Origin of the sequence: Pseudomonas fluorescens, assembly GCF_000967965.1 — a bacterium.
GTDB classification, from domain to species: domain Bacteria; phylum Pseudomonadota; class Gammaproteobacteria; order Pseudomonadales; family Pseudomonadaceae; genus Aquipseudomonas; species Aquipseudomonas grandcourensis.
This window is the reverse complement of the sequence record NZ_LACC01000011.1, coordinates 236,031-259,816: the sequence shown is the minus strand read 5'-3', so window position 1 is coordinate 259,816 and position 23,786 is coordinate 236,031. Positions and strand designations below refer to the sequence as shown.

19 protein-coding genes are annotated in these 23,786 nt (G+C 60.1%); 8 read left to right on the top strand and 11 right to left on the bottom strand.

All coding sequences use genetic code 11. The features are described 5' to 3' along the window. Positions 1 to 146: 146 nt before the first annotated feature. The 3 genes from VC35_RS08205 to VC35_RS08195 all read right to left on the bottom strand — a co-directional run bounded on the left by VC35_RS08205 (position 147) and on the right by VC35_RS08195 (position 4,172). Complete coding sequence (locus VC35_RS08205) at positions 147 to 785, bottom strand: peroxiredoxin (protein ID WP_046039097.1); 639 nt, start codon at positions 783 to 785, stop codon at positions 147 to 149. Between the two features lie 291 nt (positions 786 to 1,076). Beyond that, on the bottom strand, positions 1,077 to 2,420 hold the full coding sequence (locus VC35_RS08200) for an OprD family porin (protein WP_046039095.1): 1,344 nt from the start codon (positions 2,418 to 2,420) through the stop codon (positions 1,077 to 1,079). Positions 2,421 to 2,831: 411 nt separating this feature from the next. Beyond that, positions 2,832 to 4,172 carry an OprD family outer membrane porin gene (locus VC35_RS08195; protein WP_046039093.1) on the bottom strand — a complete coding sequence of 447 codons (1,341 nt, stop codon included), beginning with the start codon at positions 4,170 to 4,172 and terminating at the stop codon, positions 2,832 to 2,834. A 364-nt stretch (positions 4,173 to 4,536) separates the two neighbouring features. Between VC35_RS08195 and tauA the strand changes: the two genes are divergently transcribed. After that, positions 4,537 to 5,526, top strand: coding sequence for a taurine ABC transporter substrate-binding protein (tauA, locus tag VC35_RS08190; RefSeq protein ID WP_046039092.1), 990 nt, complete (start codon positions 4,537 to 4,539; stop codon positions 5,524 to 5,526). 162 nt (positions 5,527 to 5,688) lie between these two features. Here the strand turns inward: tauA and argA are convergent, their stop codons facing one another. Beyond that, positions 5,689 to 6,987, bottom strand: a complete 1,299-nt coding sequence (gene argA, locus VC35_RS08185) for an amino-acid N-acetyltransferase (protein WP_046039090.1) — start codon at positions 6,985 to 6,987, stop codon at positions 5,689 to 5,691. A 245-nt stretch (positions 6,988 to 7,232) separates the two neighbouring features. Beyond that, positions 7,233 to 8,381 carry an acetylornithine deacetylase gene (argE, locus tag VC35_RS08180; RefSeq protein WP_046039088.1) on the bottom strand — a complete coding sequence of 383 codons (1,149 nt, stop codon included), beginning with the start codon at positions 8,379 to 8,381 and terminating at the stop codon, positions 7,233 to 7,235. A 157-nt stretch (positions 8,382 to 8,538) separates the two neighbouring features. Between argE and VC35_RS08175 the strand changes: the two genes are divergently transcribed. Further along, entirely contained in the window at positions 8,539 to 9,906 is a 1,368-nt protein-coding gene (locus tag VC35_RS08175; protein WP_046039086.1) for a CYTH domain-containing protein, read from the top strand. 52 nt (positions 9,907 to 9,958) lie between these two features. Here VC35_RS08175 and VC35_RS08170 read toward each other — a convergent pair whose 3' ends face one another. Beyond that, a complete protein-coding gene (locus VC35_RS08170) occupies positions 9,959 to 10,429 on the bottom strand; it encodes an Lrp/AsnC family transcriptional regulator (RefSeq protein WP_007993158.1) in 471 nt (156 codons plus the stop codon). 126 nt (positions 10,430 to 10,555) lie between these two features. On the opposite strand from VC35_RS08170, the gene VC35_RS08165 reads away from it, so the two are divergent. The 5 genes from VC35_RS08165 to VC35_RS08145 all read left to right on the top strand — a co-directional run bounded on the left by VC35_RS08165 (position 10,556) and on the right by VC35_RS08145 (position 14,618). Beyond that, on the top strand, positions 10,556 to 10,894 hold the full coding sequence (locus VC35_RS08165; RefSeq protein ID WP_046039082.1) for a hypothetical protein: 339 nt from the start codon (positions 10,556 to 10,558) through the stop codon (positions 10,892 to 10,894). Positions 10,895 to 10,984: 90 nt separating this feature from the next. Beyond that, a complete protein-coding gene (tfpB, locus tag VC35_RS08160; protein ID WP_046039080.1) occupies positions 10,985 to 12,769 on the top strand; it encodes a type IV pilus assembly ATPase TfpB in 1,785 nt (594 codons plus the stop codon). Between the two features lie 84 nt (positions 12,770 to 12,853). After that, positions 12,854 to 13,774 (top strand): SPFH domain-containing protein, encoded by a 921-nt coding sequence (locus tag VC35_RS08155; protein ID WP_046039079.1) that lies wholly within the window; start codon positions 12,854 to 12,856, stop codon positions 13,772 to 13,774. Between the two features lie 8 nt (positions 13,775 to 13,782). After that, a complete protein-coding gene (locus VC35_RS08150) occupies positions 13,783 to 14,232 on the top strand; it encodes an NfeD family protein (RefSeq protein ID WP_046039077.1) in 450 nt (149 codons plus the stop codon). A 68-nt stretch (positions 14,233 to 14,300) separates the two neighbouring features. Continuing rightward, the gene (locus VC35_RS08145; RefSeq protein ID WP_046039075.1) at positions 14,301 to 14,618 is read left to right on the top strand and encodes a DUF2388 domain-containing protein; all 318 of its coding nucleotides are present in this window, start codon (positions 14,301 to 14,303) and stop codon (positions 14,616 to 14,618) included. Between the two features lie 195 nt (positions 14,619 to 14,813). Here VC35_RS08145 and gcvP read toward each other — a convergent pair whose 3' ends face one another. After that, entirely contained in the window at positions 14,814 to 17,687 is a 2,874-nt protein-coding gene (gene gcvP / locus VC35_RS08140; protein ID WP_046039073.1) for an aminomethyl-transferring glycine dehydrogenase, read from the bottom strand. 154 nt (positions 17,688 to 17,841) lie between these two features. On the opposite strand from gcvP, the gene VC35_RS08135 reads away from it, so the two are divergent. Further along, positions 17,842 to 18,984 carry a DegT/DnrJ/EryC1/StrS family aminotransferase gene (locus VC35_RS08135; RefSeq protein ID WP_046039542.1) on the top strand — a complete coding sequence of 381 codons (1,143 nt, stop codon included), beginning with the start codon at positions 17,842 to 17,844 and terminating at the stop codon, positions 18,982 to 18,984. A 54-nt stretch (positions 18,985 to 19,038) separates the two neighbouring features. On the opposite strand, the gene gcvH is transcribed toward VC35_RS08135, so the two are convergent. The 4 genes from gcvH to VC35_RS08115 form a co-directional block, all read right to left on the bottom strand. Beyond that, the gene (gene gcvH, locus VC35_RS08130) at positions 19,039 to 19,422 is read right to left on the bottom strand and encodes a glycine cleavage system protein GcvH (protein WP_046039071.1); all 384 of its coding nucleotides are present in this window, start codon (positions 19,420 to 19,422) and stop codon (positions 19,039 to 19,041) included. Positions 19,423 to 19,471: 49 nt separating this feature from the next. Next, entirely contained in the window at positions 19,472 to 20,554 is a 1,083-nt protein-coding gene (gene gcvT, locus VC35_RS08125) for a glycine cleavage system aminomethyltransferase GcvT (protein WP_046039069.1), read from the bottom strand. Between the two features lie 156 nt (positions 20,555 to 20,710). Further along, positions 20,711 to 22,327, bottom strand: a complete 1,617-nt coding sequence (locus VC35_RS08120; RefSeq protein ID WP_046039541.1) for an ABC transporter permease — start codon at positions 22,325 to 22,327, stop codon at positions 20,711 to 20,713. A gap of 215 nt (positions 22,328 to 22,542) precedes the next feature. Continuing rightward, positions 22,543 to 23,547 (bottom strand): extracellular solute-binding protein, encoded by a 1,005-nt coding sequence (locus VC35_RS08115; protein ID WP_046039067.1) that lies wholly within the window; start codon positions 23,545 to 23,547, stop codon positions 22,543 to 22,545. Positions 23,548 to 23,786: the final 239 nt, after the last annotated feature.

Below are 23,786 nucleotides of genomic sequence, written 5' to 3'. Positions count from 1 at the left end.
CAGGCAAAAAAACAGGCCGTCGAAACGGCCTGAAAATCCCCTGCTTTGTGGGTACACATCTTGAATTCCGTTGCGCCTGATCCGCCGCCATCGCGAGCAAGCTCGCTCCCACAGGGGTCCGCAGCTGCGCCAAAAATGCTGAAGACTTACCGATTCGGCTGCGGCGTCAGGCGCAGGTAAGGCTTGACCGCCCGATAGCCCTTGGGAAAGCGCTGTTTGATTTCATCTTCATCCTTGAGCGACGGCACGATCACCACCTCATCACCGTCCTGCCAGTTGGCCGGCGTGGCCACCTTGTAGTTGTCGGTGAGTTGCAGCGAGTCGATCACCCGCAGGATTTCATTGAAGTTGCGGCCGGTGCTCGCCGGGTAGGTAATCGTCAGCCGGACCTTTTTCTTCGGGTCGATCACGAACAGACTGCGCACGGTCAGGGTGTCGTTGGCGTTGGGGTGGATCAGGTCGTAGAGGTCCGAGACCTTGCGGTCGGCGTCATCCAGGATCGGAAAGTTGACCACGGTGGCCTGGGTTTCGTTGATGTCCTCGATCCACCTGTGATGAGACTCTACCGGGTCCACCGACAAAGCGATGGCCTTGACGCCGCGCGCTGCGAACTCATCCTTGAGCCTGGCGGTGAAACCCAGCTCGGTAGTGCACACCGGGGTGAAATCCGCAGGATGGGAAAACAGCACGCCCCAGCTATCGCCCAGCCACTGATGGAAACGGATGATGCCGGCGCTGGAGTTCTGTTCGAAATCGGGGGCGATATCGCCAAGTCTGAGACCCATGGTGCTGCTCCTTGTGAGTGCTTGATGGGCTCAACTGTGCCTGTGTTTTTTATCCATTAAAAAGAATAAATATAGATTTATTTAGATCATAAAGAAATATTAAATATCTGTTCACTGGACGTGCCCGCACAACCCGCCGAACATCGCCCCAAGGTTCGAGAAGGCCTTGAGTTGCTGCAAAGAGGGAAGTTCAAGGCGGGATTACGGGGGTGAACCCGTCTTGAAAATGTAAAAGCCCCGCCCGGTGCAATACCAGGCGGGGCTTTTTTTGTCTCGGTTACGCGAGCGCTATTACAGCAGCGGGATCGAGTAGCTGAGGATCACGCGGTTTTCGTCCTGCGAACGCGTGTTCGGCAGGTCGGTGCGCCAGGTCGCGTTTTTCCACGCCAGGCCCAGGTTTTTCAGCGGACCTTCCTGAACGACGTAAGCCACGCTCAGATCGCGCTCCCACTCGGAAGCACCATTGGCCGCTTCGCGGCCCTTGGCGTTAACGGTATCGATATTGTCGCCGTGCAGGTACACCAGACCCGCCGTCAGGCCAGGTACGCCGACCTTGGCGAAGTCATACGCATAGCGTGCCAGCCAGGTACGCTCGCCCGCACGGCCGAACTTCTGGATTTGCGAATCAGTGATGGTGTAGTTCGACGAACCGTCGCCCTGGTTCAGCCAAGGGAAGTCACTGTTGCCGTTACTGACCTGGTAACCGCCACCGAAGGTGTGACCGGCAACGGTGTACAGGAACAGGCCGCTGTACAGGTTGTTGTCGACCTTGCCCTTGCCGTTGGCTGCACCGCTGTAGTTGCCAGTGGTGAAGTACAGAGGATCGTGACCGTTGGCACCGTCGTCGGAACTGTTGAAGTAACGGAAGTCAGACTTCAACACGCCAGGGCCGATTGCCCAGTTGTGCACCAGACCCAGGAAGTGTTGCTTGTAGAACTCCTCCAGGTTGCCGTAGTAGTACTGGGCAGTCAGGTCCTTGGTGATCTTGTAGTCACCGCCGGCATAAATGAATTTGTTGCTGTCGCGACCTGCAGCGGAACGGCTGTTGGCGCCGGAGATAGACAACTGTTCGTTGTTGCTCGAGTTACGACCTTTTACCTGCTCGATCTGACCGCCGATCAAGGTCAGGTCCTTGATGTCGTTCGAGGCAATCTGGCCGCCCTGCCAGGTTTGCGGCAACAGACGACCGTCGTTGGTCACGATTACCGGCAGCTTTGGCTGCAAGGTACCCAGCTTCAGCTCGGTCTGGGAGATCTTGGCTTTGGCAGTCAAACCCAGGCTGGAGAAGTCATCAACCGCTTCGCCGTTGGACTTGCTCGGGAACACGGTGCCGCCGTACGAGTTGTTGCTCGCGCCGTTGGTGCCGCCACCGGAATCCAGTTTGACGCCCAACAGGCCGATCGCATCGATACCGAAGCCGACGGTGCCCTGGGTGTAACCCGAGATGAAACGCAGATCGAAGCCTTGGCCCCATTCTTCGTTTTTGTTCGGGCCAGTGCCGTCACGGTAATCGGTGTTGATGTAGAAGTTGCGCAGCCCCAATGTTGCCTTGCTGTCTTCGATAAAACCCGCGGCGCTTGCCTGCTGGGTCAAAACCCCGACGGCCACAGCGATGGCCAAGGTGGACTTGTTCATGTTTCGCTCCTCTCGTTTCTAATTCTGATGTTCCTGGTCCCGAATCGATTGCCCGGGATCCTGAATGCGTAAATTCGCGGCAAACCGTCTAGGCCGGTCATTTGGCGGGCCGCAGGATACATGGCCTTAAAGCCAAAAAGAATTTTTTGATGCTTTTTAATATCAACTGGGAATATGCCTTTCCACGACAGATCCGAGGTATCGGCGGTGAGGCCGGTTCCTGAACCTGATCTATTGTCGAGGGGCGAAATTGCTAAACCCGAGCTCAGGGATGAGTGTCGGACAGGCGCACTTTAAGCGGGATGGATAGAAACTAAAAAGAATAATAAATAATCATAAAAGATCTTTATGGAATAACAAAAAACAGACAAAAAAAACCCCGCCAGCGAGCGGGGCTTTTTCTTACGGCGATTACATGAAGCTGTAGGTGTAGTTGAAGATCAGACGGGTCTGGTCTTGATCAAGGGTGCTGGTGTTGCCACGGTAGGTACCGTGACGCAGCGTCGTACCAAACCCTTTCAGTGCACCCGTTTGAATCACGTAATCAATGCGCGCGTCGGTCTCGTGCTCACTCAGGTCTTTACCAATACCGTTGGTAGCCTTGATGTCCTGGCCATTCAAGTAAGCAATCGAAGCTTTCAAGCCTGGTACACCCAGGGAGGCGAAGTCATAGGAGTACTGACCGAACGTGGTGTTTTCACCGGCACGGATAAAGCTGCCAACTGTGGCATCGGTAAACGAGTAGAAGCTCGCGCCGCCGGCACCTTCAGGATTACCGTTGCCATCGACAAGGTTGCCCTGGTTCAAGAAAACGAAGCCGCCGTCATCGTTGACACGCTGATGCCCGATCAGGAACGCGTTGCCACCCAGGGTATAGGTGAACATGGCGCTCCAGGTCTTGTTATCGATCTCACCCGGGGTCTTGGCGAAACCGTTGTTGTTGTTGAAACGGAAACCCGGATCGCCGTTCTTGCCGTCGGAGCTGCTATCGAAATAACGGATATCGGTCTTGAACGACTGATTGGCCGCGATCGGGTAGACGTGCACCAGACCGAGGAAGTTCTGCTTGTAGAAGTCTTCCAGGTTCGCATAGTAGTACTGCAGCAAGAGGTCTTTGGTGACCTTCCAGTCAGCACCGCCGTAAAGGAATTTGTTGCTGTCCTGAGTGGCGCCAGCCACAGACAGGCCAGTGGAGTTCGAGGAAGCACGACCCGACGCGTGCTCCAGTTGACCAAAGTTGAAGGTCACGTTGTCGATTTCTTTGGAGGTGATGGTGCCACCTTCAAAGGTCTGCGGCAGCAGACGGCTGTCGTTCGCGATCAGGATCGGCAGGTTAGGTGCCAGAGCGCCACCCAGGTGGGCTTCAGTCTTCGAGAAGCGCGCCTTGACGTTGCCATCCAAACGGCTCCACTCGTCGGCCGCCTCATTGCCATCGCTAGGGAAGAATGAGTTGCTGTTACCGGTCGGGTGATGCCCCTTGCCGCCATCCAGGTGGATACCCACCAGCGCCTGGGCGTCGATACCAAAACCTACGGTACCTTGGGTGAAACCGGACAGGTAATCGAACTTCAGACCTTCAGCGGTTTCGCGCTGACGGTTGGCAGGAGTGCTCGCACCTTCGCGCATATCGGCATCGTAATACATGGTGCGAGAGCTGATGGACGCCTTGCTGTCTTCCAGGAAACCTGCGGCGCCTGCCTGCTGCGCCAAAACCCCCACGGTCACGGCCAAAGCCAAGGTGGACTTGTTCATTGTGTAGCTCCTCTCGATTCTAATTCTTGTGTTCCTGGTCTCGAGTCGATGCCCGAAATCCTAAGATGCGCGATTAGCGCCAGAGCGTGACCCACAAGTCAATCGTAACCATGTGTGTCTACGACCATAGTCTAATCCCCGGTTTTTTGGTCCCTGCAGGGTCATGAATCCGTCATGAACCTGAAAAGAATTACCCGATTCTTTTCTAATACCGTTTAGGAATTTAGCTCCCCACTCCCTAACCATCCCAGAATAGAAGGTTTGGCTCATAAGCTAATTCCTAATCGGTATTTATTTTCGCTTTTTTAGATCGATTAGTTTTCGACGTAATTCGGAAACAAATCTTTTACCGAAAGGCGGCCCCATGACGTCAAAACGTGCACTATCCGGACCAATTGTTACAGTTTGTGTATTGTTCGCATTTTCTTTCACCGCTCATGCGGCGAACCTTACCGTCGGCTATCAAACCGGTATCGACCCGAGCAAAGTCCCCCAGGCCGATGGCCTTTATGAAAAAACCATCGGCCAGCCAATCGACTGGCGGCGCTTCAACAGCGGCCCGGAAGTGGTCACGGCGATTGCCTCCGGCGATCTGCAAATCGGCAATCTCGGCTCCAGTCCGCTGGCCGCTGCCGCCTCGCGCAACCTGCCGATTGTCGCGTTCATCGTCTCGGCCCAGATCAATGCCGCCGAAGCGCTGGTGGTACGCAACGGCAGCGGCATCGAAAAACCGCAAGATCTGATCGGAAAGACCATCGCCACGCCTTTCGTTTCAACCTCCCACTACAGCCTGCTTGGCGCGCTGAAGCACTGGGGCCTGGACAGTTCGAAAGTCAAAGTCGTGAACCTGCAGCCCGCGGAAATCGCAGCAGCCTGGAAGCGTGGTGATATTGATGGCGCGTTTGTCTGGTCGCCCGCCCTGGGGGAAATCCGCAAGAGTGGCAAGACCCTGACCGACGCTGCACAGGTAGGCCAATGGGGTGCACCCACCTTTGAGGTCTGGGTGGCGCGCAAGGATTACGCAGAGAAGCACCCAGAGGTCGTGGCCAAATTCGCCAAGGTCACCCTCGACGCCTTTGCTGATTACGCAGCAAATAAAGCCAACTGGACGGTCGACTCGGAACCTGTGCAAAAAATCGCCAAACTGACCGGTGCCAATGCCGCCGATGTGCCTGAGTTACTGGCAGGTTCCGCATTCCCGGATGCCAAGGCGCAACAGAGCACCGCACTGCTGGATGGCGGCACGGCCAAGGCCATTGGCGAGACGGCGAAATTCTTGAAGGAGCAAGGGAAGGTGGAGACGGTGCTGCCGGATTATTCGCCGTATGTCAGCGCGAAGTTTGTCCAGGAGTGAATGTAAAACCTTGTGGCGAGGGGGCTTGCCCCCGTTCGGTCGCGAAGCGGCCGCAAGATCATACGGCTCGGTCAGGCAGGTTTGGGGCTGCTCCGCAGCCCAACGGGGCGATGCGGCGTTCCGACAAGCCCCCTCGCCACAGGAACCTCTGCCGCTCCAACATCAAAGGGCTTTTTCGAAGATCTTCGAATTACGCTGATAGTTGTACAGCGACGCCCGCGCCGATGGCAGGCGGTCAACGCTGCTCGGCACAAAACCACGCTCGCGGAACCAGTGAGCGGTGCGGGTGGTAAGGACGAATAAAGTCTTCAAACCCTGAGCCCGGGCGCGGGTCTCGATGCGCTCCAGCAACTCATCACCGCGACCGCCATGGCGATACTCCGGGTTCACCGCCAGGCACGCCAGCTCACCCGCATCGGAATCGGCAATCTGATACAGCGCCGCACAGGCGATGATCATGCCTTCGCGCTCGACCACGCTGAACTGTTCGATCTCGCGCTCCAGCACCTCGCGGGAACGGCGCACCAGGATGCCCTGCTCTTCCAGCGGGCTGATCAAATCCAGCAAACCGCCGACGTCTTCAATGGCCGCTTCGCGCACTACTTCGAACTGCTCCTGGGCCACCAAGGTGCCGCCACCGTCGCGGGTGAACAGTTCGGTCAGCAGCGCACCGTTTTCGGCGTAGCTGACGATATGGCTGCGGGCCACGCCGCCACGGCAAGCTTCGGCCGCGGCATCCAGCAATTCCGCCTGATAGTTGCTGCCCAGCCGTTGCAAATGCGCCGGCACCTGCTGCGGACGCAGTTCACGCACCAGGCGCCCGTGTTCGTCGATCAAGCCCAGGTCGGCGCCGAACAGCAGCAGTTTGTCCGCACCCAGGTCGATGGCCGCACGGGTGGCGACGTCTTCGCACGCCAGGTTGAAAATCTCCCCGGTCGGCGAATAACCCAGCGGCGACAACAGCACGATGGAGCGCTCGTCCAGCAGACGGTTGATGCCCTTGCGATCGACCCGGCGTACTTCGCCAGTATGGTGATAGTCGACGCCTTCAAGCACGCCGATCGGCCGTGCAGTCACCAGGTTGCCGCTGGCCACCCGCAGGCGCGAGCCCTGCATCGGCGACGAAGCCATGTCCATCGACAGGCGAGCCTCAATGGCAATGCGCAACTGGCCAACCGCGTCGATCACGCACTCCAGGGTCGCGGCATCGGTGATGCGCAGGCCGTGATGGTAATGCGGGATCAGGCCACGAGCTGCCAAGCGCGCTTCGATTTGCGGGCGGGAACCGTGAACCAGCACCAGACGCACACCCAGGCTGTGCAACAGCACCAGGTCGTGGACGATATTGCCGAAGTTCGGGTGTTCAACGCCGTCGCCGGGCAGCATGACGACAAAGGTGCAATCGCGGTGGGCGTTGATGTAAGGCGAAGCGTGACGAAGCCAATTGACGTATTCGGGCATGAACCTGGGCCTGTAATAAATAGCAGCCGAAAAAAGGGCGAAACTGAAAACGCACAGCGGGCTGATGGTTATCGTCGGAACAGGCTTGGCGACACGCGCGCTCTCCTCATGAATACGGGTTGGAACATCGGCAATTTAACTGCAAAACCCTGTAGGAGCGAGCTTGCTCGCGATGGATATGAGGGCACCGCGTTTATCCAGGCGGACCTCGTCATCGTTAACGTCCATCGCGAGCAAGCTCGCTCCTACAGGGGTGTCAGGCAATAGTGTTCGATCAGTTGCCTTAATAGATGCACCGTAGGCTGCAAACGTGACATTTCGAGGTATTCCCCCGGCTGATGGGCGCAGGCGATATCACCCGGGCCAAGCACCAGCGTTTCACAGCCAAGGCGCTGAAGATAAGGTGCTTCGGTGCCGAACGCCACTGCTTCGGCGCTGTGACCGGTGAGCTTTTCGGCAAGGCGCACCAGCTCGGCGTCCTCGGCCTGCTCGAACGGAGGCACTTCGGGGAACAACGGTGCGTAATCGATCTTGACCTGATGCCGCTCGGCAACCGGCTTGAGCTTCTGCAGGATCTCGGCACGCAGGACCTTGGGGTCCATGCCGGGCAATGGCCGCAAATCGAATTCCAGCGAACACTGGCCGCAGATGCGGTTGGGGTTGTCGCCGCCATGGATGCAGCCGAAATTCATCGTTGGCATCGGCACGCCAAACTGTGGATTGCGGAACTCGCGCTGCCACAACAGACGCAGGCCACGCAGTTCACCGATGGCATCGTGCATGGCCTCCAGGGCGCTGTGGCCCAGGCGCGGGTCGGAGGAATGACCGCTCTGCCCGAGGATGTCGATGCGCTCCATCATGATGCCTTTGTGCATGCGGATCGGCTTGAGCCCGGTCGGCTCGCCGATCACCGCCGCCCGCCCCAGCGGTCGCCCCGCTTCGGCCAGCGCGCGGGCGCCTGACATCGAGCTTTCTTCATCGCAAGTGGCGAGGATCAGCAACGGTTGTTTGAACGGCTGATCGAGCAGCGGTTTGACCGCCTCGATGGCCAGGGCGAAAAAACCCTTCATGTCGCAACTGCCCAGGCCAATCCAGCGACCGTCGACTTCAGTCAGCTTCAGCGGGTCGGTTTGCCACAGCGCGCCGTCAAACGGCACGGTGTCGCTGTGCCCGGCCAGCACCAGGCCGCCGGGGCCGGAGCCGAAACTGGCCAGCAGGTTGAACTTGCCGGGGCTGACCTGCTGAATCTCGCAGGTGAAACCCAGCTCACCGAGCCAGGTCGCCAGCAGATCGATGACCGGGCGGTTGGTTTGATCGAGACTGGGCTGGGTGCAACTGACCGACGGTGCGGCGATCAAAGCAGCGAATTGTTCTTTCATCGACGGCAATGGCATCGCTGACTCCCGGCACCCGAATTGAGGTCCATCATAGAACCAACCGATGGCAGGAATAAACCGTCGCGACGCGGACTAACCTTGAGTCCTGTACACTGCACGACCTTGGCAGCCACACATTCCCCCGGCTGCGCTCCCGATCCTGGATTTTCCGGCCATGCAGAAAGAAACCGAAATCAAACTCCGCGTCAGCCGCGAAACCCTCGCCGCCCTGCGCGAGCACCCGTTACTGAAAAAACGCAACAAAAGTGGCTGGGAACGCCGTGAGTTGATGAACCAGTACTTCGACACGCCCGAGCGCGACCTGGCCCAGGCCAAAGTCGCCCTGCGCCTGCGCAAGGATGGCGAAGAAGTGATTCAGACCCTCAAGACCCGTGGCCAGAGCATCGCCGGCTTGTCCGAGCGTAATGAATTCAACTGGCCCCTGCCCAAGGCCAAGCTCGACCTGAAGAAACTCGACGGCGAATGTTGGCCCGAGGAGCTGGCCGAGCTCGACAAGAAAACCCTGAAGCCGATCTTCACCACCGACTTCGTCCGCGAACGCGCGGAAATCGCCTGGGGTCGCGGCAAGACCAAAGTGGTCATCGAAGCCGCGCTGGACCTGGGTCACGTCGTGGTCGGCAAGCAGAAAGAAGAAATCTGTGAGCTGGAACTGGAACTGCGCGAAGGCGAGCCGGCAGCCCTGCTGGAACTGGCCGCCGAGCTGGCCGAGAAACTGGCCCTGATGCCTTGCGACATCAGCAAGGCCGAGCGCGGTTATCGCCTGTACGACGCCCACAGCTATTCGTTGAGCCTGCCGGCACCGCAGATCACGGCGGAAACACCGCTGGACGACGCGTTCGCCGCGCTGAGCTGGCACTTGCTGGGCAGCAGCCAGCGTCTGGCCGAGCAGTATCGCTTCAACGGCCACTGGCGCCTGTTGCAGGACTGGGTCGAATGCCTCGCGGAAATGCGCGCGCTGATCAGCAGCCTGGGCCAGGCCGCACCACGTCAGTCGACCCACGATCTGCGTATCGCCCTCGATGCCTTGCTGGAAGACTGGCGCCCGCTGGTCCAGGCCGGCCTGGAAGATGAAGACGTGCGCAAAGCCGCACCCGAGCAGTTCCTCGAAGAACTCGAAGATCCGCGCTGGGGCCTGTTCTCCCTGACCACCTCGCGCTGGCTGCTGGCCCGCACCTGGGCCGCCGACCGCAACACCCGTGGCAATCGCCAGGGCGCTGCGCAACTGGGCAGCTGGTTGCCGCGCCTGCTGGGCGAAGAAGCCACTTCGTTGCAACTGCAACGTTACCAGCAACAACCAGAAGACCTGGCCGAGCAACTGCCGCGCATCGAACGCATCCAGGTCTGGCTGCACCATGCGCGCAACGTGCTGGAGATCCCGGAAATGGATCGCCTGTACGGCGAGCTGAACAAACTGGCACAACTGGCCAACGAATCGATCACCGATGAAGTCCTGGATGCCCGCAAGCAGCAGGCGATTGCGGTGTATCAGAACCGTGCCTGGAAGATGTTGCTGCGCCTGTAATACCTTGTGGCGAGGGGGCTTGCCCCCTCGCCACAAAGGCCCTCAAGCATCATCAGCGCACCACCGGCAAACTGGTCGTCGACTTGATCTCCGACAACGCCACGATCGAATTGACCTCCTGAATCCCCGGCACCATCGACAGTTTCTCGAAGAAGAAACGCTCGTAGGCCTCGATGTCCGCCGTGACAATCCGCAGCAAGAAATCCACCGCCCCCATCAGCACGTAACACTCCAGCACCTCCGGAAAGCCGCGAATCGCCTCGGTGAATTCGGTGAAGTTCGAACGCCCGTGGGCATTGAGTTTCACCTCCGCGAAGATCTGTGTGTTCAGTCCGATTTTCTTGCGGTCGAGCAAAGTCACCTGGCCGCGAATGATGCCCTCCTCTTTCATCCGCTGAATCCGCCGCCAGCACGGCGATTGCGAGAGGCCGACCTGCTCGGCGATCTGTGCGCTGGAAAGCGAAGCATCCTCTTGCAGCAAGGCGAGGATCTTGCGGTCGTAGCTGTCCAGTTCGCTTTGCATAAAAAAACCCTTAACCGAGTAACAAGTGAATTGATTTATTCTTCATTTCTGCAATACAGCCAATCATAGAGAAGAAATACCCGGCACAGGATGTAAACATTTCTCCAATGATTTTGGAGCCAGACCATGCCGTATCTCGAAGCCGTGAACACCCCACCTGCCCGCGCCGATGTCTGGAACGTCGGCAACGCCCATTGCCGGGTTCGCTATCAAATGACGGCCGAGGCTGAACCGGACCTGCTGTGTCGCGCCCTCAATCTGTTCGCCTTGCAATTGCTCACGCCGGAACAGGTCAACGCGCAACACCAGGACGACTGGATGACCATCGAAATCGTCATCGACGGTTTGAGCTGGCACCGCGCGCAAGTGATTGCGGAAAAACTTCGTAACCTGATCAGCGTCTGCTCGGTGGAGCTGCAAGAAGCTGATGCCCCATGGGCCGAAGCGGCTCAAGCGGCGGGCTGAAAAACTCCGAAACGGCTTCATCGGGTAGTGGCCCAGCGGTCAGCCTGCTCACGGCTATCCTTTGCGCACTGTCGTTCAAAAGGAGCCCGCATGTCCGTACATCTCGCCTTTCAGGACCGCTGGCTGGATCTCAATGACCTGCTGCGCGAACTGGTCGCCCAAGGCTTTATCAGTCAGGATTCGGCCGAACACGCGCTCAATGCCCGCCGCCGCAACGCCTCCCTTGGCCAAATGCATCCGCTAGAGTTCATTGCCAGCCAACAGCTGGACGATCTCAGCCGTCCCGGCAAACCGCTGGATCTCGAGAGCCTGACCCTGTGGTTATCCCGGCAGGCCGGCCAGCCTTACCTGCGCATCGACCCACTGAAAATCAATGTCGCGGCCGTGACCCCGCTGATGTCCTATGCCTTCGCCCAACGCCACAAGATCCTCGCGGTAGCGATCGACCGCGAGGCGGTGACCGTGGCCAGCGCCCAGCCTTATGTCAGCGGCTGGGAGGCTGACCTGACCCACGTGCTCAAATTGCCGATCAAGCGTGTAGTGGCCAACCCGGTGGACATCCAGCGCTTCAGCGTCGAATTCTTCCGCCTGGCCAAATCGGTCACCGGGGCGAACAGCGCCGACCCGCAAGTCAGTACCCTCGGCAATTTCGAACAGCTGCTCAACCTCGGTGCCAGCGACCAGGAGCCGGACGCCAACGACGCACACATCGTCAACATCGTCGACTGGCTGTTCCAGTACGCGTTCCAGCAGCGCGCCAGCGATATCCACATCGAGCCCCGGCGCGAACAAGGCACGGTGCGCTTTCGCATCGACGGTGTGCTGCACAATGTCTATCAATTCCCGCCCCAGGTCACCATGGCCATCGTCAGTCGCCTGAAAACCCTGGGACGCATGAACGTCGCCGAGAAACGCAAACCCCAGGACGGTCGGGTGAAAACCAAGACCCCGGACGGCGGTGAAGTCGAACTGCGCTTGTCGACACTGCCCACGGCCTTCGGTGAAAAAATGGTCATGCGGATCTTCGATCCGGAAGTCCTGCTCAAGGATTTCGACCAGCTTGGTTTTTCCGCCGACGACCTTCGCCGTTGGCAAGACATGACCCGCCAGCCCCACGGCATCATCCTGGTCACCGGGCCGACGGGTTCGGGCAAGACCACCACCCTCTACACCACCCTGAAAAAACTGGCGACGCCGGAGGTCAACCTCTGCACCATCGAAGACCCGATCGAAATGGTCGAGCCGGCGTTCAACCAGATGCAGGTCCAGCACAACATCGACCTGACCTTCGCCGCCGGTGTGCGCGCGCTGATGCGGCAAGACCCGGACATCATCATGATCGGCGAGATCCGCGACCTCGAAACCGCGGAGATGGCGATCCAGGCTGCGCTCACCGGGCACCTGGTGCTGTCGACCCTGCACACCAACGATGCACCCAGCGCCATCAGCCGCCTGCTGGAGCTCGGCGTGCCGCATTACCTGATCAAGGCAACGGTGCTCGGCGTCATGGCCCAGCGACTGGTGCGGACCCTGTGCCCGCACTGCAAGGCGCCGCTGACGCTGGGCGAAGACGACTGGCAAACCCTGACCCGTCCTTGGCAAGCACCCTTGCCGACCAATGCCCAGCGAGCCATCGGTTGCGTGGAATGCCGCGACACCGGTTATCGCGGTCGCGCCGGGGTCTACGAAATCATGCAAATGAGCGATGGCATCAAAGCGCTGATCAGTCCTGATACCGATCTGCTGGCCGTGCGGCGCCAGGCATTCAAGGAAGGCATGCGCAGCCTGCGGCTGTCAGGAGCGCAAAAGGTCGGCGCCGGGCTGACGACCATCGAGGAGGTTCTGCGGGTGACGCCCCAGAGTGAGCAGAACTGAGCCCGGCTGTACTTATCCGGCATCGGCACAGCTACACTCCAGCGATTGCAACTCCACAGATCCACACATCAACAAGGAATCGTTATGCAGATCGGTAGTGTGCTTTTGCTTTTTGTCGGCCTGGTGGTCGCCATTCTGTTCATGGGCTTCAAGGTCGTGCCCCAGGGCTTTGAATGGACCGTCGAGCGTTTCGGTCGCTACACCAACACGCTCAAGCCGGGGCTGAACGTCATCATTCCGGTCATGGACCGCATCGGCCGCAAGATGAATGTGATGGAAAGCGTGCTGGATATTCCGCCGCAGGAAGTCATCACCTCCGACAACGCCACGGTGCAAATCGACGCCGTGTGCTTCTTCCAGGTGGTCAACACGGCCCAGGCGGCCTACGAGGTCAACAACCTCGAACACGCTATCCGCAACCTGCTGCAAACCAACATCCGCACCGTGCTCGGCTCGATGGAACTCGACGCCATGCTCAGCCAGCGTGACGGCATCAACGAAAAACTGCTGCGCACCGTCGACGAAGCGACCGCGCCGTGGGGCATCAAGATCACCCGGATCGAGATCAAGGACATCAGCCCACCCGCCGACCTGATGGCAGCGATGTCGGGGCAGATGAAAGCCGAACGGATCAAGCGTGCACAGATCCTCGAGGCCGAAGGTCTGCGTGCCGCAGCGATCCTGACCGCCGAAGGCAAGAAGCAGGCACAGATCCTCGAAGCAGAAGGCAGTCGCCAGGCCGCCTTCCTGGAGTCCGAAGCCCGCGAACGGCAAGCCGCGGCGGAAGCCCAGGCGACCAAAGTGGTGTCCGAAGCCATCGCCAGCGGCAACGTGCAGGCGGTCAATTACTTCGTGGCGCAGAAGTACATCGATGCGCTGGGCAAGCTGGCTTCGGCCAACAACAGCAAAGTGATCCTGATGCCGCTGGAGGCCAGCTCGATGATCGGCGCGGTGGGCGGCATTGGCGAAATCGTCAAGGCCACTTTCGATAACAAGAAAGCCTGAGGCGCGCCATGTGGGCATTTTTACAGCACCTTTCGTTCTGGGACTGGTTGGCGCTGGGCACGGTGCTGTTGATTCTCGAAGTGTTCGGCGCCGGCGGTTACCTGCTGTGGATCGGCATGGCCGCGGCAGCCGTGGGCGTCTTGACCTTCCTGCTGCCGGACCTGTCCTGGGAATGGCAGTTTCTGTTGTTCGGCCTGTTGTCGATCACCACCGCGTTGTACTGGTGGCGGCGTCAGCGCACGGCGATGCGTCCGAGCGATCAGCCGCACCTGAATCTGCGCGGTCAGGAGCTGATCGGCAAAACCTTCGTGGTGCATGAAGCGATTGTCGACGGTCGCGGCAAGATCAAGGTGGCCGACGGCGTGTGGATGGCCCGAGGGCCGGACGCTGCCATTGGCAGCCGCGTACGGGTGGTCGGCCAGCAAGGCGCGATCCTGCTGGTCGAAGCGGAGGAATAGGCAACCACGGAACTCGATTGGGGGTTGGCAATCCAACCGCGTAGTCAACCCAGTGGAGTCACCCTGTCATGCGTTTCAAACTTGCTGTCGCTACCGTCGCGCTGTTGTCCCTGCCTGTCGGTTCGGCGATGGCCGATACTTTTTGGCGTAACGTTCTTACGTCCGGTGCAACCACCGGTTCGAGCTATCTGACATCCAAGGATAACAAGCTGGTCGTCGCAGCCCAGGACGATGCCAGCAGCTTCGTCGCCAGTGATGGCAGTATCCGCGGTCCGTACCTGGAAGCAGCCATGCAGAAAGTCCGCGCCGACAACCCGGGCCTGCAAGCCACGGACATGGAACTGGCGAACGCGATCCTGGCGAAGAATGCCGTGGCACCTAAATAAGCATTGCGAATGAAAAATGCCGCTCAATTGAGCGGCATTTTTTTTGCCTTGCGAACACAAATCCCATGTTCACCGCCCCCCCCTGTGGGAGCGAGCTTGCTCGCGATAGCGGTGGATCAGTAAAAACTTCATTGGCTGCCGAACCGCATTCGCGAGCAAGCTCGCTCACACAGGGGTTATGTGCATCCTGAAATATCAGCGGTAGTCGTCCACCGGCACACACGCACAAAACAGGTTCCGGTCCCCATACACATTGTCCACCCGGTTCACCACCGGCCAGTATTTGTGAGCCTTGGTGTGCGCGTCCGGCGTGACCGCTTGCACGATGCTGTACGGCCGCTCCCACACGCCAGTGATATCGGCCAACGTATGCGGCGCACCTTTCAGCGGGTTTTCTTCAGCCGGCCAGTTACCGTTCTGCACCTCGTTGATTTCCGCGCGGATGCTCAGCATCGCCCCGATAAAGCGGTCCAGTTCCGCCTTCGACTCGCTTTCGGTCGGTTCGACCATCAGCGTCCCCGGCACCGGAAACGACATGGTCGGGGCATGGAAGCCGTAGTCCATCAAGCGCTTGGCCACGTCCTCCTCGGTAATGCCGGTCAACGCCTTGAGCGGTCGCAGGTCGAGAATGCATTCGTGGGCCACCCGCTCATTGCGCCCGGTGTAGAGCACAGGGAAGGCACCGGACAAATGCCGCGCCAGGTAATTCGCGGCCAGGATCGCCACTTCGCTGGCGTCCGCCAGTTGCGGCCCCATCATCGCGATGTACATCCAGCTGATCGGCAGAATGCTTGCGCTGCCCCAAGGCGCTGCGCTGACCGCGCCATTTTGCGGGTGCGGCCCGTCGATCGGTACCACCGGATGGTTGGCCACGAACGGCGCCAAGTGCGCCCGAACACCAATCGGCCCCATGCCCGGCCCACCGCCACCATGGGGAATGCAGAAGGTCTTGTGCAGGTTCATGTGCGAGACATCGGCACCAATATCGGCCGGCCGCGCCAGCCCGACCTGAGCATTGAGGTTGGCGCCATCCATGTACACCTGCCCCCCGTGCTGGTGGATCACTTCACAGATTTCGCTGATGCCTTCCTCATACACGCCATGGGTCGAAGGATAGGTCGCCATCAGGCAGGCGAGTTTGTCTGCCGCCTGCGCGGCTTTTTCCTTGAGGTCATCCAGGTCGACGTTGCCCGCCTCGTCACACTCGACGATCACCACGCGCATCCCGGCCATTTGCGCCGACGCGGGATTGGTGCCATGAGCCGACGAAGGAATCAGGCAGATATCGCGGCCGCCCTGTTGCCGGCTCTCATGGTATTTGCGGATCGCCAGCAGCCCGGCGTATTCGCCCTGGGCACCGGAGTTGGGCTGCATGCAGATCGCGTCGAAACCGGTGATCGCACACAACCAGCGCTCCAGTTCTTCGATCATCAGCCCATAACCGGCGGCCTGTTCCTTGGGCACGAACGGGTGCAGGTTGGCGAACTGCGGCCAGGTAATCGGGATCATCTCGCTGGTGGCGTTGAGTTTCATGGTGCAGGAGCCCAGCGGGATCATCGATTGATTGAGCGCCAGGTCCTTGTTTTCCAGTTGCTTGAGGTAGCGCAGCATCTCGGTTTCGCTGTGATGGGCGCTGAACACTGGATGGCGCAGATAAGGCGAAGTTCGCGCCAGCCTTTCGGGAATTCCGCCAGGCAAGACTTCGGCATCCAGGTCATCGATGCTGAGCCCGTGATCAGCACCCAGGAACACGTCGAACAGCTTCGCCACGGTACCTTCGTCGCAAGCCTCGTCGAGGCTCAGGCCCAGTTGGCCGCGCCCGAGAATGCGCAGGTTGATCTGCGCGGCCCGGGCACTTTCGATGATCGCGGTCTGGGCTCCGCCGACTTCCAGCGTCAGGGTGTCGAAGAAGTGCCGGTTGACCCGGGTGATACCGTTGCGTTCAAGCCCGGCGGCCAGGATGCATGTCAGCCGATGAACCCGCTGGGCGATCCGTTTGAGCCCTTCCGGGCCGTGGTAGACCGCATAGAAACTGGCGATATTGGCCAGCAGTACCTGGGCCGTGCAGATGTTGGAGTTGGCCTTTTCCCGGCGGATGTGTTGCTCGCGGGTTTGCAGGGCCATGCGCAGGGCGGTGTTGCCCCGCGCATCTTTCGAAACACCGATGATCCGCCCGGGAATTGCTCGCTTGTATTCATCGCGGCTGGCAAAAAATGCCGCGTGAGGCCCGCCGTAGCCCATGGGCACGCCAAATCGCTGGGACGAGCCGAACACCACATCGGCGCCCAGTTCACCCGGCGGGGTCAGCAACAACAGGCTCAGCAAATCCGTGGCGACACAGGCCAGGGCCTGTTGCGCGTGCAGATGATCGATCAGCGGCCGCAGGTCGTGGATTTCACCGTGGGTGTCGGGGTATTGCAGCAACGCGCCGAACACCTGGTGCTGCTTCAAGTTATCCACAGCATCGACGATCAGATCGAAACCGAAACCTTCAGCGCGGGTCTGCACCACGGAAATGGTTTGCGGGTGGCAGTTTTCGTCGACAAAGAACAGGTTGCTTTTCGACTTGGCGACCCGCTTGGCCAAGGCCATGGCTTCTGCCGCAGCGGTGGCCTCATCAAGCAGCGAGGCGTTGGCCAGTTCCAGGCCGGTCAGGTCGATGGTCAGTTGCTGGAAGTTCAGCAGCGCTTCGAGCCGCCCTTGGGCGATCTCCGGTTGATAGGGGGTGTACGCGGTGTACCAGCCGGGATTTTCCAGCACGTTACGCAGTATGACGGCCGGTGTGAGGGTGCCGTGGTAGCCCATGCCGATCAGGCTGGTCCAGACCTGGTTCTGCTCGGCATAACCGCGCAGCTTGGCCAGCGCGGCCTCTTCATCGAGTGCCGGGGGCAGGTCCAGCGCCCGGTTGAGGCGGATGCCCGGCGGCACCGTTTGCTCGATCAATTCGACCCGACTGCCCAGGCCGAGGCTGTCGAGCATCGCCTGTTGCTCGGCGGCGTCGGGTCCGAGATGGCGGCGCAGAAAGGCATTGGGGTCGCGTAACTGGCTCAGGGACGGCAATTGGGACATGACGGGCTCTCTCTTGACTGGCGCTCGGCGTCGATGCAACACGGTCAAACCAGCATAGCAGTCGATCTTCGCGTGGATGACGTGGCGCGGTCGACCAATCCGGATCATCATGTCCGGCGCCAACTTAATGTCCGCTGATCGGGTGACTGTATTCATGAGCCAACTGCCTTTCCTGCCGTTTTCCAAACCCACCATCGATGAAGCCACGATCGCCGCCGTCGGTGATGTATTGCGCTCGGGCTGGATCACCAGCGGCCCCAAGGTCCAGGCCTTCGAAGCGCAGCTTTCGGAGTATTTTGGCGGGCGCCCGGTGCGCACCTTCAATTCCGGCACCTGCACCATGGAAATCGCCTTGCGGATTGCCGGGGTCGGGCCCGGCGATGAAGTGATCACCACGCCGATTTCCTGGGTGGCCACCGCCAACGTCATCATGGAAGTCGGCGCCACCCCGGTGTTTGCCGACATCGACCCGGTGACCCGCAATATCGATCTCGATCAACTGGAAGCGGCGATTACCCCCCGCACCAAAGCCATCATCCCGGTGTACCTCGCCGGGTTGCCGGTGGACATGACACGTTTGTACACCCTGGCGAAAAAGCACAGCCTGCGGATCGTGGAGGATGCAGCCCAGGCGTTGGGCTCCAGCTGGAACGGCCAGCGCATTGGCTCGACAGGGGATTTCGTGTCCTTCAGTTTCCAGGCGAACAAAAACGTCACCTCCTCCGAGGGCGGTTGCCTGGTGCTGAATACGGCCGAAGAAGTACGACTGGCGGAGAAATACCGGCTGCAGGGCGTTACCCGCAACGGCTTCGACGGCCTGGACGTCGACGTGCTGGGTGGCAAGTTCAACATGACCGACGTCGCCGCAGCCATTGGCCTGGGGCAGTTTGCTCATATCGAAACCATCACCGCTCATCGCCGTGACCTGGCCCGGCACTATTTCGCCTGCTTTGGCGCGGATTTCGAAGCGCAGTACGGGGCGCAACTGCCTCCGGCGGATTTCACCCAAAGCAATTGGCATCTGTTCCAGCTGGTATTGCCGGAGCGCAAGGATGGCAAACCGGCGCGGGCGACTTTCATGGAGCAGATGCAGGCATTGGGTGTCGGGATCGGCTATCACTACCCGCCGATTCACCTGTTGAGCCTGTACCGCGAGCGCGGCTTCAAGGAAGGCATGTTCCCGATCGCTGAGCGGGTCGGTCGGCTGATTGTCTCGCTGCCGATGTTCACGGCGATGAGCAAAGCGGATGTCGAGCGTTCGGTGGCGGCCGTGAAAGCGGTTTTGCGCGACGCCTGAGTCCGCAAATGAAAAAGCCCCGACGGATCGGGGCTTTGGGATGTTGCGTCGGGCTTATTCGCCGATGGCAGCCTGGTAGCCGGCGGCATCCAGCAGTTTTTCCAGCTCGGCGGTGTTGCTTGGCTTGAGCTTGAAAATCCACGCGCCGTACGGATCGGAGTTGAGCAGCTCAGGCTCACCGCTCAGCGCTTCATTGACGGCAATCACTTCACCGCTGATCGGTGCATAAATGTCGGAAGCGGCTTTAACCGATTCAACGACACCCGACTGATCACCGGCAGCAAACACGTTGCCGACTTCAGTCAGCTCGACAAACACCACGTCACCCAGCGCTTCCTGCGCGTGATCGCTGATGCCCACGGTGACGGTGCCATCGGCTTCCAGACGTGCCCATTCGTGACTTTCGGCAAAACGCAGGTCGGCAGGGATATTGCTCATGTTCTGTGTCCTCAGGAAATTGTCAGCGGTCGTTAACCACTGAAAAAGATTAGATCAAGGTTTTGCCGTGGCGTACGAAGGTCGGTTTGACCACCCGGACCGGGTACCACTTGCCACGGATTTCCACTTCAGCGCGGTCGGCTGTTGCCATCGGCACGCGCGCCAGTGCAATCGACTTGCTTAGCGTAGGAGAGAAACTACCACTGGTGATCTCCCCTTCGCCAACATCCGCGATACGAACCACCTGATGAGCACGCAAAACACCGCGCTCCTCAAGGACCAGACCGACCAGTTTGTGCTGTACGCCGGCGGCCTGCTCGGCTTCCAGCGCCTTGCGCCCGATGAACTGCCGGGTGGCGGGTTCCCAGGCAATGCTCCAGGCCATATTGGAGGCCAAGGGTGAAATATCCTGCTGGATGTCCTGACCGTAAAGGTTCATGCCGGCTTCGACCCGCAAGGTATCCCGCGCGCCGAGGCCGATGGGAGAAATCCCGGCTCCGACCAGATCGTTGAAAAAGCCTGGCGCCTGATCGGCCGGCAGAATGATTTCCAGGCCGTCTTCGCCGGTATAACCGGTGCGCGCGATGAACCAGTCACCATCGGACAGGCCTTCGAAGGGCTTGAGGAGCTGGATCAGGTTGCCGCGGGGCTGGCTGACCAGTTCGGCAATTTTCTGCCGGGCGTGAGGGCCCTGGATGGCCAGCATCGCCAACTCGGAACGCTCGCGAAGTTGTACGTCGAAACCGTTGAGATGCGCTTGCATCCAGGCCATGTCCTGATCGCGGGTGGAGGCGTTTACCACCAGGCGATAACCCTCATCGAGACGGTAGACGATCATGTCGTCGACGATCCCGCCCTGCTCGTTGAGCATGGTGCTGTACAACGCACGGCCGGGGCTGTGCAGGCGTTCGACATCATTGGCCAGCAAATGCCGGAGCCAGGCTTTGGCCTGGGCGCCGCCGACATCGATTACGGTCATGTGGGATACATCGAAGACACCGCAATCGCGGCGCACCTGATGGTGCTCCTCGACCTGCGATCCATAATGCAGAGGCATGTCCCAACCGCCAAAATCGACCATCTTCGCGCCGAGTGCGAGATGAAGGTCATACAGAGGCGTACGCTGTCCCATGGGTTTCTCCTTCCGGGCGTGGCGAGGGTGCGGGCAGGTGCTGCACGGACTGAATGCCTTGAAACAAAGGGCCTTCAGCCGATTTCAGCTACCTGGTCTGTCAGACGGACCGCACCGAATGCCGCGCATTGTAGCCGCAAGGTGTAGGACTGACACCTAGCTGTTTCGATGTGCCGAACGCCGGATCAATCCAATGACCGGTAACAGCCCGACCAGCACCAGGGTCAATGCCGGTAAAGACGCCCGGGCCCATTCGCCTTCGCTGGTCATTTCGAAGATTCGCACCGCCAGCGTGTCCCAGCCAAACGGGCGCATCAGCAGGGTTGCGGGCATTTCCTTGAGCACGTCGACGAACACCAGCAGCGCGGCGCTCAACGTGCCGGGTAGCAATAATGGTAGATACACTTTGAAAAACAGTCGTGGCCCACTGACGCCAAGGCTACGTGCCGCTTCGGGCAAAGATGGCCGTATACGCGCCAGGCTGCTTTCCAGTGGCCCGTAGGCCACCGCAATGAAGCGCACCAGATAGGCCAGCAACAACGCCGACAGACTGCCCAGCAGCAGCGGCTTGCCCGCGCCACCGAGCCAGCTCGATAGCGGGATCACCAGTTCGCGATCCAGGTAACTGAACGCCAGCATGATCGACACCGCCAGCACCGAACCGGGCAAGGCATAACCCAGGTTGGCCAGACTGATCCCGGAACGAATGACCCGGGTGGGTGCCAGTCGTCGGGCAAACGCCAGTAACAAGGCGACGCTGACGGTGATCAACGCCGCCATCGCCCCCAGGTACAAGGTATGGACGATCAACCCGGTGTAGCGCTCGTCGAGATCGAAGCGCCCGCGCAGCCAGAACCACACCGCTAATTGCAGCATCGGGATAACGAAGGCGCAGGCGAACACCAGGCCGCACCACGTCATGGCCGCCAGTGCCTTGACGCCTCGCAGGTGATACAGCGCCTTGACCCGTGGTCGCTCGTTGCTCGCCCGGTTGGCTCCGCGGGCACGCCGTTCGCCGTAGAGCACCAGCATCACCACCAGCAGCAACAGGCTGGCCAGTTGCGCGGCGGACGACAGGCTGAAAAAACCGTACCAGGTCTTGTAGATGGCCGTGGTGAAGGTATCGAAGTTGAACACCGACACAGCGCCGAAGTCCGCCAGGGTTTCCATCAGTGCCAATGCCACGCCCGCGCCGATGGCTGGTCGCGCCATGGGCAACGCCACCCGCCAGAACGCTTGCCAGGGCGATTGGCCAAGGACCCGCGCCGCTTCCATCAGGCCTTTGCCTTGGGCGAGGAAGGCGGTGCGCGCCAGCAGATAGACATAGGGATAGAAAACCAGCACCAGCACCACAATCACACCGCCCGTGGAACGCACGCGCGGCAGCCGCAGACCACTGCCAAACCACTCCCGCAGCAGGGTCTGCACGGGTCCGGCGAAATCCAGCAGGCCGACGAAGACGAAGGCCAGCACATAGGCCGGGATCGCGAAAGGCAGCATCAGCGCCCAGTCCAGCCAGCGCCGGCCGGGGAATTCGCAAAGGCTGGTGAGCCAGGCGAGGCTGACCCCCAGGACTGTCACGCCGACACCGACGCCTAGCACCAGGGTCAGGGTATTGCCCAGCAAACGCGGCATCTGTGTGTCCCAGAGATGGGACCAGATCTGTTGATCGATGGTTTGCCAGGAAAACAGCAGGACACTCAGGGGCAACAGGACCAGCGCAGCGATGGCGAAGACGACTGGATACCAGCGGCGTTGGGCGGGATGGGCCAAGGAAAAGCTCTCTGAAATGACGAAGCCTGCCATGGTACATCGGCAGGCTTCATTCTGTGGCGAGGGGGCTTGCCCCCGTTGGGCTGCGAAGCAGTCCTGAAATTAACGACTTCACCACTTCAGGCAAGACACGTCTGGCAATTTTACGACCGCTGCGCGCTCGAACGGGGGCAAGCCCCCTCGCCACAGGTTAGCGTCCTGAAGTGTAAGATGCCTCAGTTCCAGCCAGCCTTGTCCATCAGGCGAATCGCCTCGGCCTGGCGCTTGCCGGCGATTTCCACAGGCAAGGTGTCAGCGATGAACTTGCCCCATGCGGCGACTTCAGCCGATGGCTGCACGGCAGGGTTCGCCGGGAACTCCTGGTTCACGTCGGCAAAGATTTTCTGCGCTTCAGGGGTGGTCATCCACTCCACCAAGGCCTTGGCCGCTTCCGGGTGCGGCGCGTGCTGTGTCAGGCCGATACCCGACAGGTTGATGTGTACGCCACGGTCAGCCTGGTTCGGCCAGAACAGTTTCACCGGCAGGTCTGGCTTCTGCTTGTGCAGGCGGCCGTAGTAGTAGGTGTTGACGATACCGACGTCGCACTGGCCGGCGTTGATCGCTTCCAGCACGGCGGTGTCGTCGGAGAACACGTCAGTGGACAGGTTCTTGACCCAGCCCTTGAGGATTTCCTCGGTCTTCTCGGCGCCGTGCACTTCGATCATGGTCGCGGTCAGGGACTGGTTGTAGACCTTCTTCGCCGTGCGCAGGCACAGGCGGCCTTCCCATTGCTTGTCGGCCAGCGCTTCGTAGGTGGTCAGTTCACCCGGCTTCACCCGGTCAGTGGAGTAGGCAATGGTCCGCGCCCGCAGGCTCAGGCCGGTCCAGGCATGGGAGGCGGCCCGGTATTGCAGCGGAATGTTGGCGTCGACGGTTTTCGAGGTGAACGGCTGGAGGATGCCCATCTGCTCGGCTTGCCAGAGGTTGCCGGCATCGACGGTCAGCAGCAGGTCGGCCGGCGTATTCGCGCCTTCGGCCTTGAGCCGCTGCATCAGCGGCGCTTCCTTGTCGGTGATGAACTTCACCTTCACGCCGGTCTTGGCGGTGTAGGCATCGAAGACTGGCTTGATCAGCTCGTCGATTCGCGAGGAGTAGACCACCACCTCGTCAGCGGCCTGGGCGGCGGTGCTGCCGATCAGGGTCAAGGCCAGTGCAGTCAGTAGACGCTTCGGTGCCAACATGGGAGCGGTCTCTCGATTGAAAAATGAGGGCAAATGATAAGGACTCACATTTAGCTTCTCAATCGAAGCTGGCCGTAGAGGAGTTACCGGATGTTGCACAGGCAGTTTGGCTGACCATTGTGGCGAGGGGGCTTGTCGGAACGCCGCATCGCCCCGTTGGACTGCGAAGCAGTCCTGGCATTTATCCAGATAAATCCTGCAATCCGGTCTGCGACCACTTCGCGCTCGAACGGGGGCAA

Excerpts from the sequence above, each read along its gene's own strand:
- VC35_RS08205 (WP_046039097.1), bottom strand. The coding sequence starts at position 785 with ATGGGTCTCAGACTTGGCGATATCGCCCCCGATTTCGAACAGAACTCC.
- VC35_RS08200 (WP_046039095.1), bottom strand. The coding sequence starts at position 2,420 with ATGAACAAGTCCACCTTGGCCATCGCTGTGGCCGTCGGGGTTTTGACC.
- VC35_RS08195 (WP_046039093.1), bottom strand. The coding sequence starts at position 4,172 with ATGAACAAGTCCACCTTGGCTTTGGCCGTGACCGTGGGGGTTTTGGCG.
- tauA (WP_046039092.1), top strand. The coding sequence starts at position 4,537 with ATGACGTCAAAACGTGCACTATCCGGACCAATTGTTACAGTTTGTGTA.
- argA (WP_046039090.1), bottom strand. The coding sequence starts at position 6,987 with ATGCCCGAATACGTCAATTGGCTTCGTCACGCTTCGCCTTACATCAAC.
- argE (WP_046039088.1), bottom strand. The coding sequence starts at position 8,381 with ATGCCATTGCCGTCGATGAAAGAACAATTCGCTGCTTTGATCGCCGCA.
- VC35_RS08175 (WP_046039086.1), top strand. The coding sequence starts at position 8,539 with ATGCAGAAAGAAACCGAAATCAAACTCCGCGTCAGCCGCGAAACCCTC.
- VC35_RS08170 (WP_007993158.1), bottom strand. The coding sequence starts at position 10,429 with ATGCAAAGCGAACTGGACAGCTACGACCGCAAGATCCTCGCCTTGCTG.
- VC35_RS08165 (WP_046039082.1), top strand. The coding sequence starts at position 10,556 with ATGCCGTATCTCGAAGCCGTGAACACCCCACCTGCCCGCGCCGATGTC.
- tfpB (WP_046039080.1), top strand. The coding sequence starts at position 10,985 with ATGTCCGTACATCTCGCCTTTCAGGACCGCTGGCTGGATCTCAATGAC.
- VC35_RS08155 (WP_046039079.1), top strand. The coding sequence starts at position 12,854 with ATGCAGATCGGTAGTGTGCTTTTGCTTTTTGTCGGCCTGGTGGTCGCC.
- VC35_RS08150 (WP_046039077.1), top strand. The coding sequence starts at position 13,783 with ATGTGGGCATTTTTACAGCACCTTTCGTTCTGGGACTGGTTGGCGCTG.
- VC35_RS08145 (WP_046039075.1), top strand. The coding sequence starts at position 14,301 with ATGCGTTTCAAACTTGCTGTCGCTACCGTCGCGCTGTTGTCCCTGCCT.
- gcvP (WP_046039073.1), bottom strand. The coding sequence starts at position 17,687 with ATGTCCCAATTGCCGTCCCTGAGCCAGTTACGCGACCCCAATGCCTTT.
- VC35_RS08135 (WP_046039542.1), top strand. The coding sequence starts at position 17,842 with ATGAGCCAACTGCCTTTCCTGCCGTTTTCCAAACCCACCATCGATGAA.
- gcvH (WP_046039071.1), bottom strand. The coding sequence starts at position 19,422 with ATGAGCAATATCCCTGCCGACCTGCGTTTTGCCGAAAGTCACGAATGG.
- gcvT (WP_046039069.1), bottom strand. The coding sequence starts at position 20,554 with ATGGGACAGCGTACGCCTCTGTATGACCTTCATCTCGCACTCGGCGCG.
- VC35_RS08115 (WP_046039067.1), bottom strand. The coding sequence starts at position 23,547 with ATGTTGGCACCGAAGCGTCTACTGACTGCACTGGCCTTGACCCTGATC.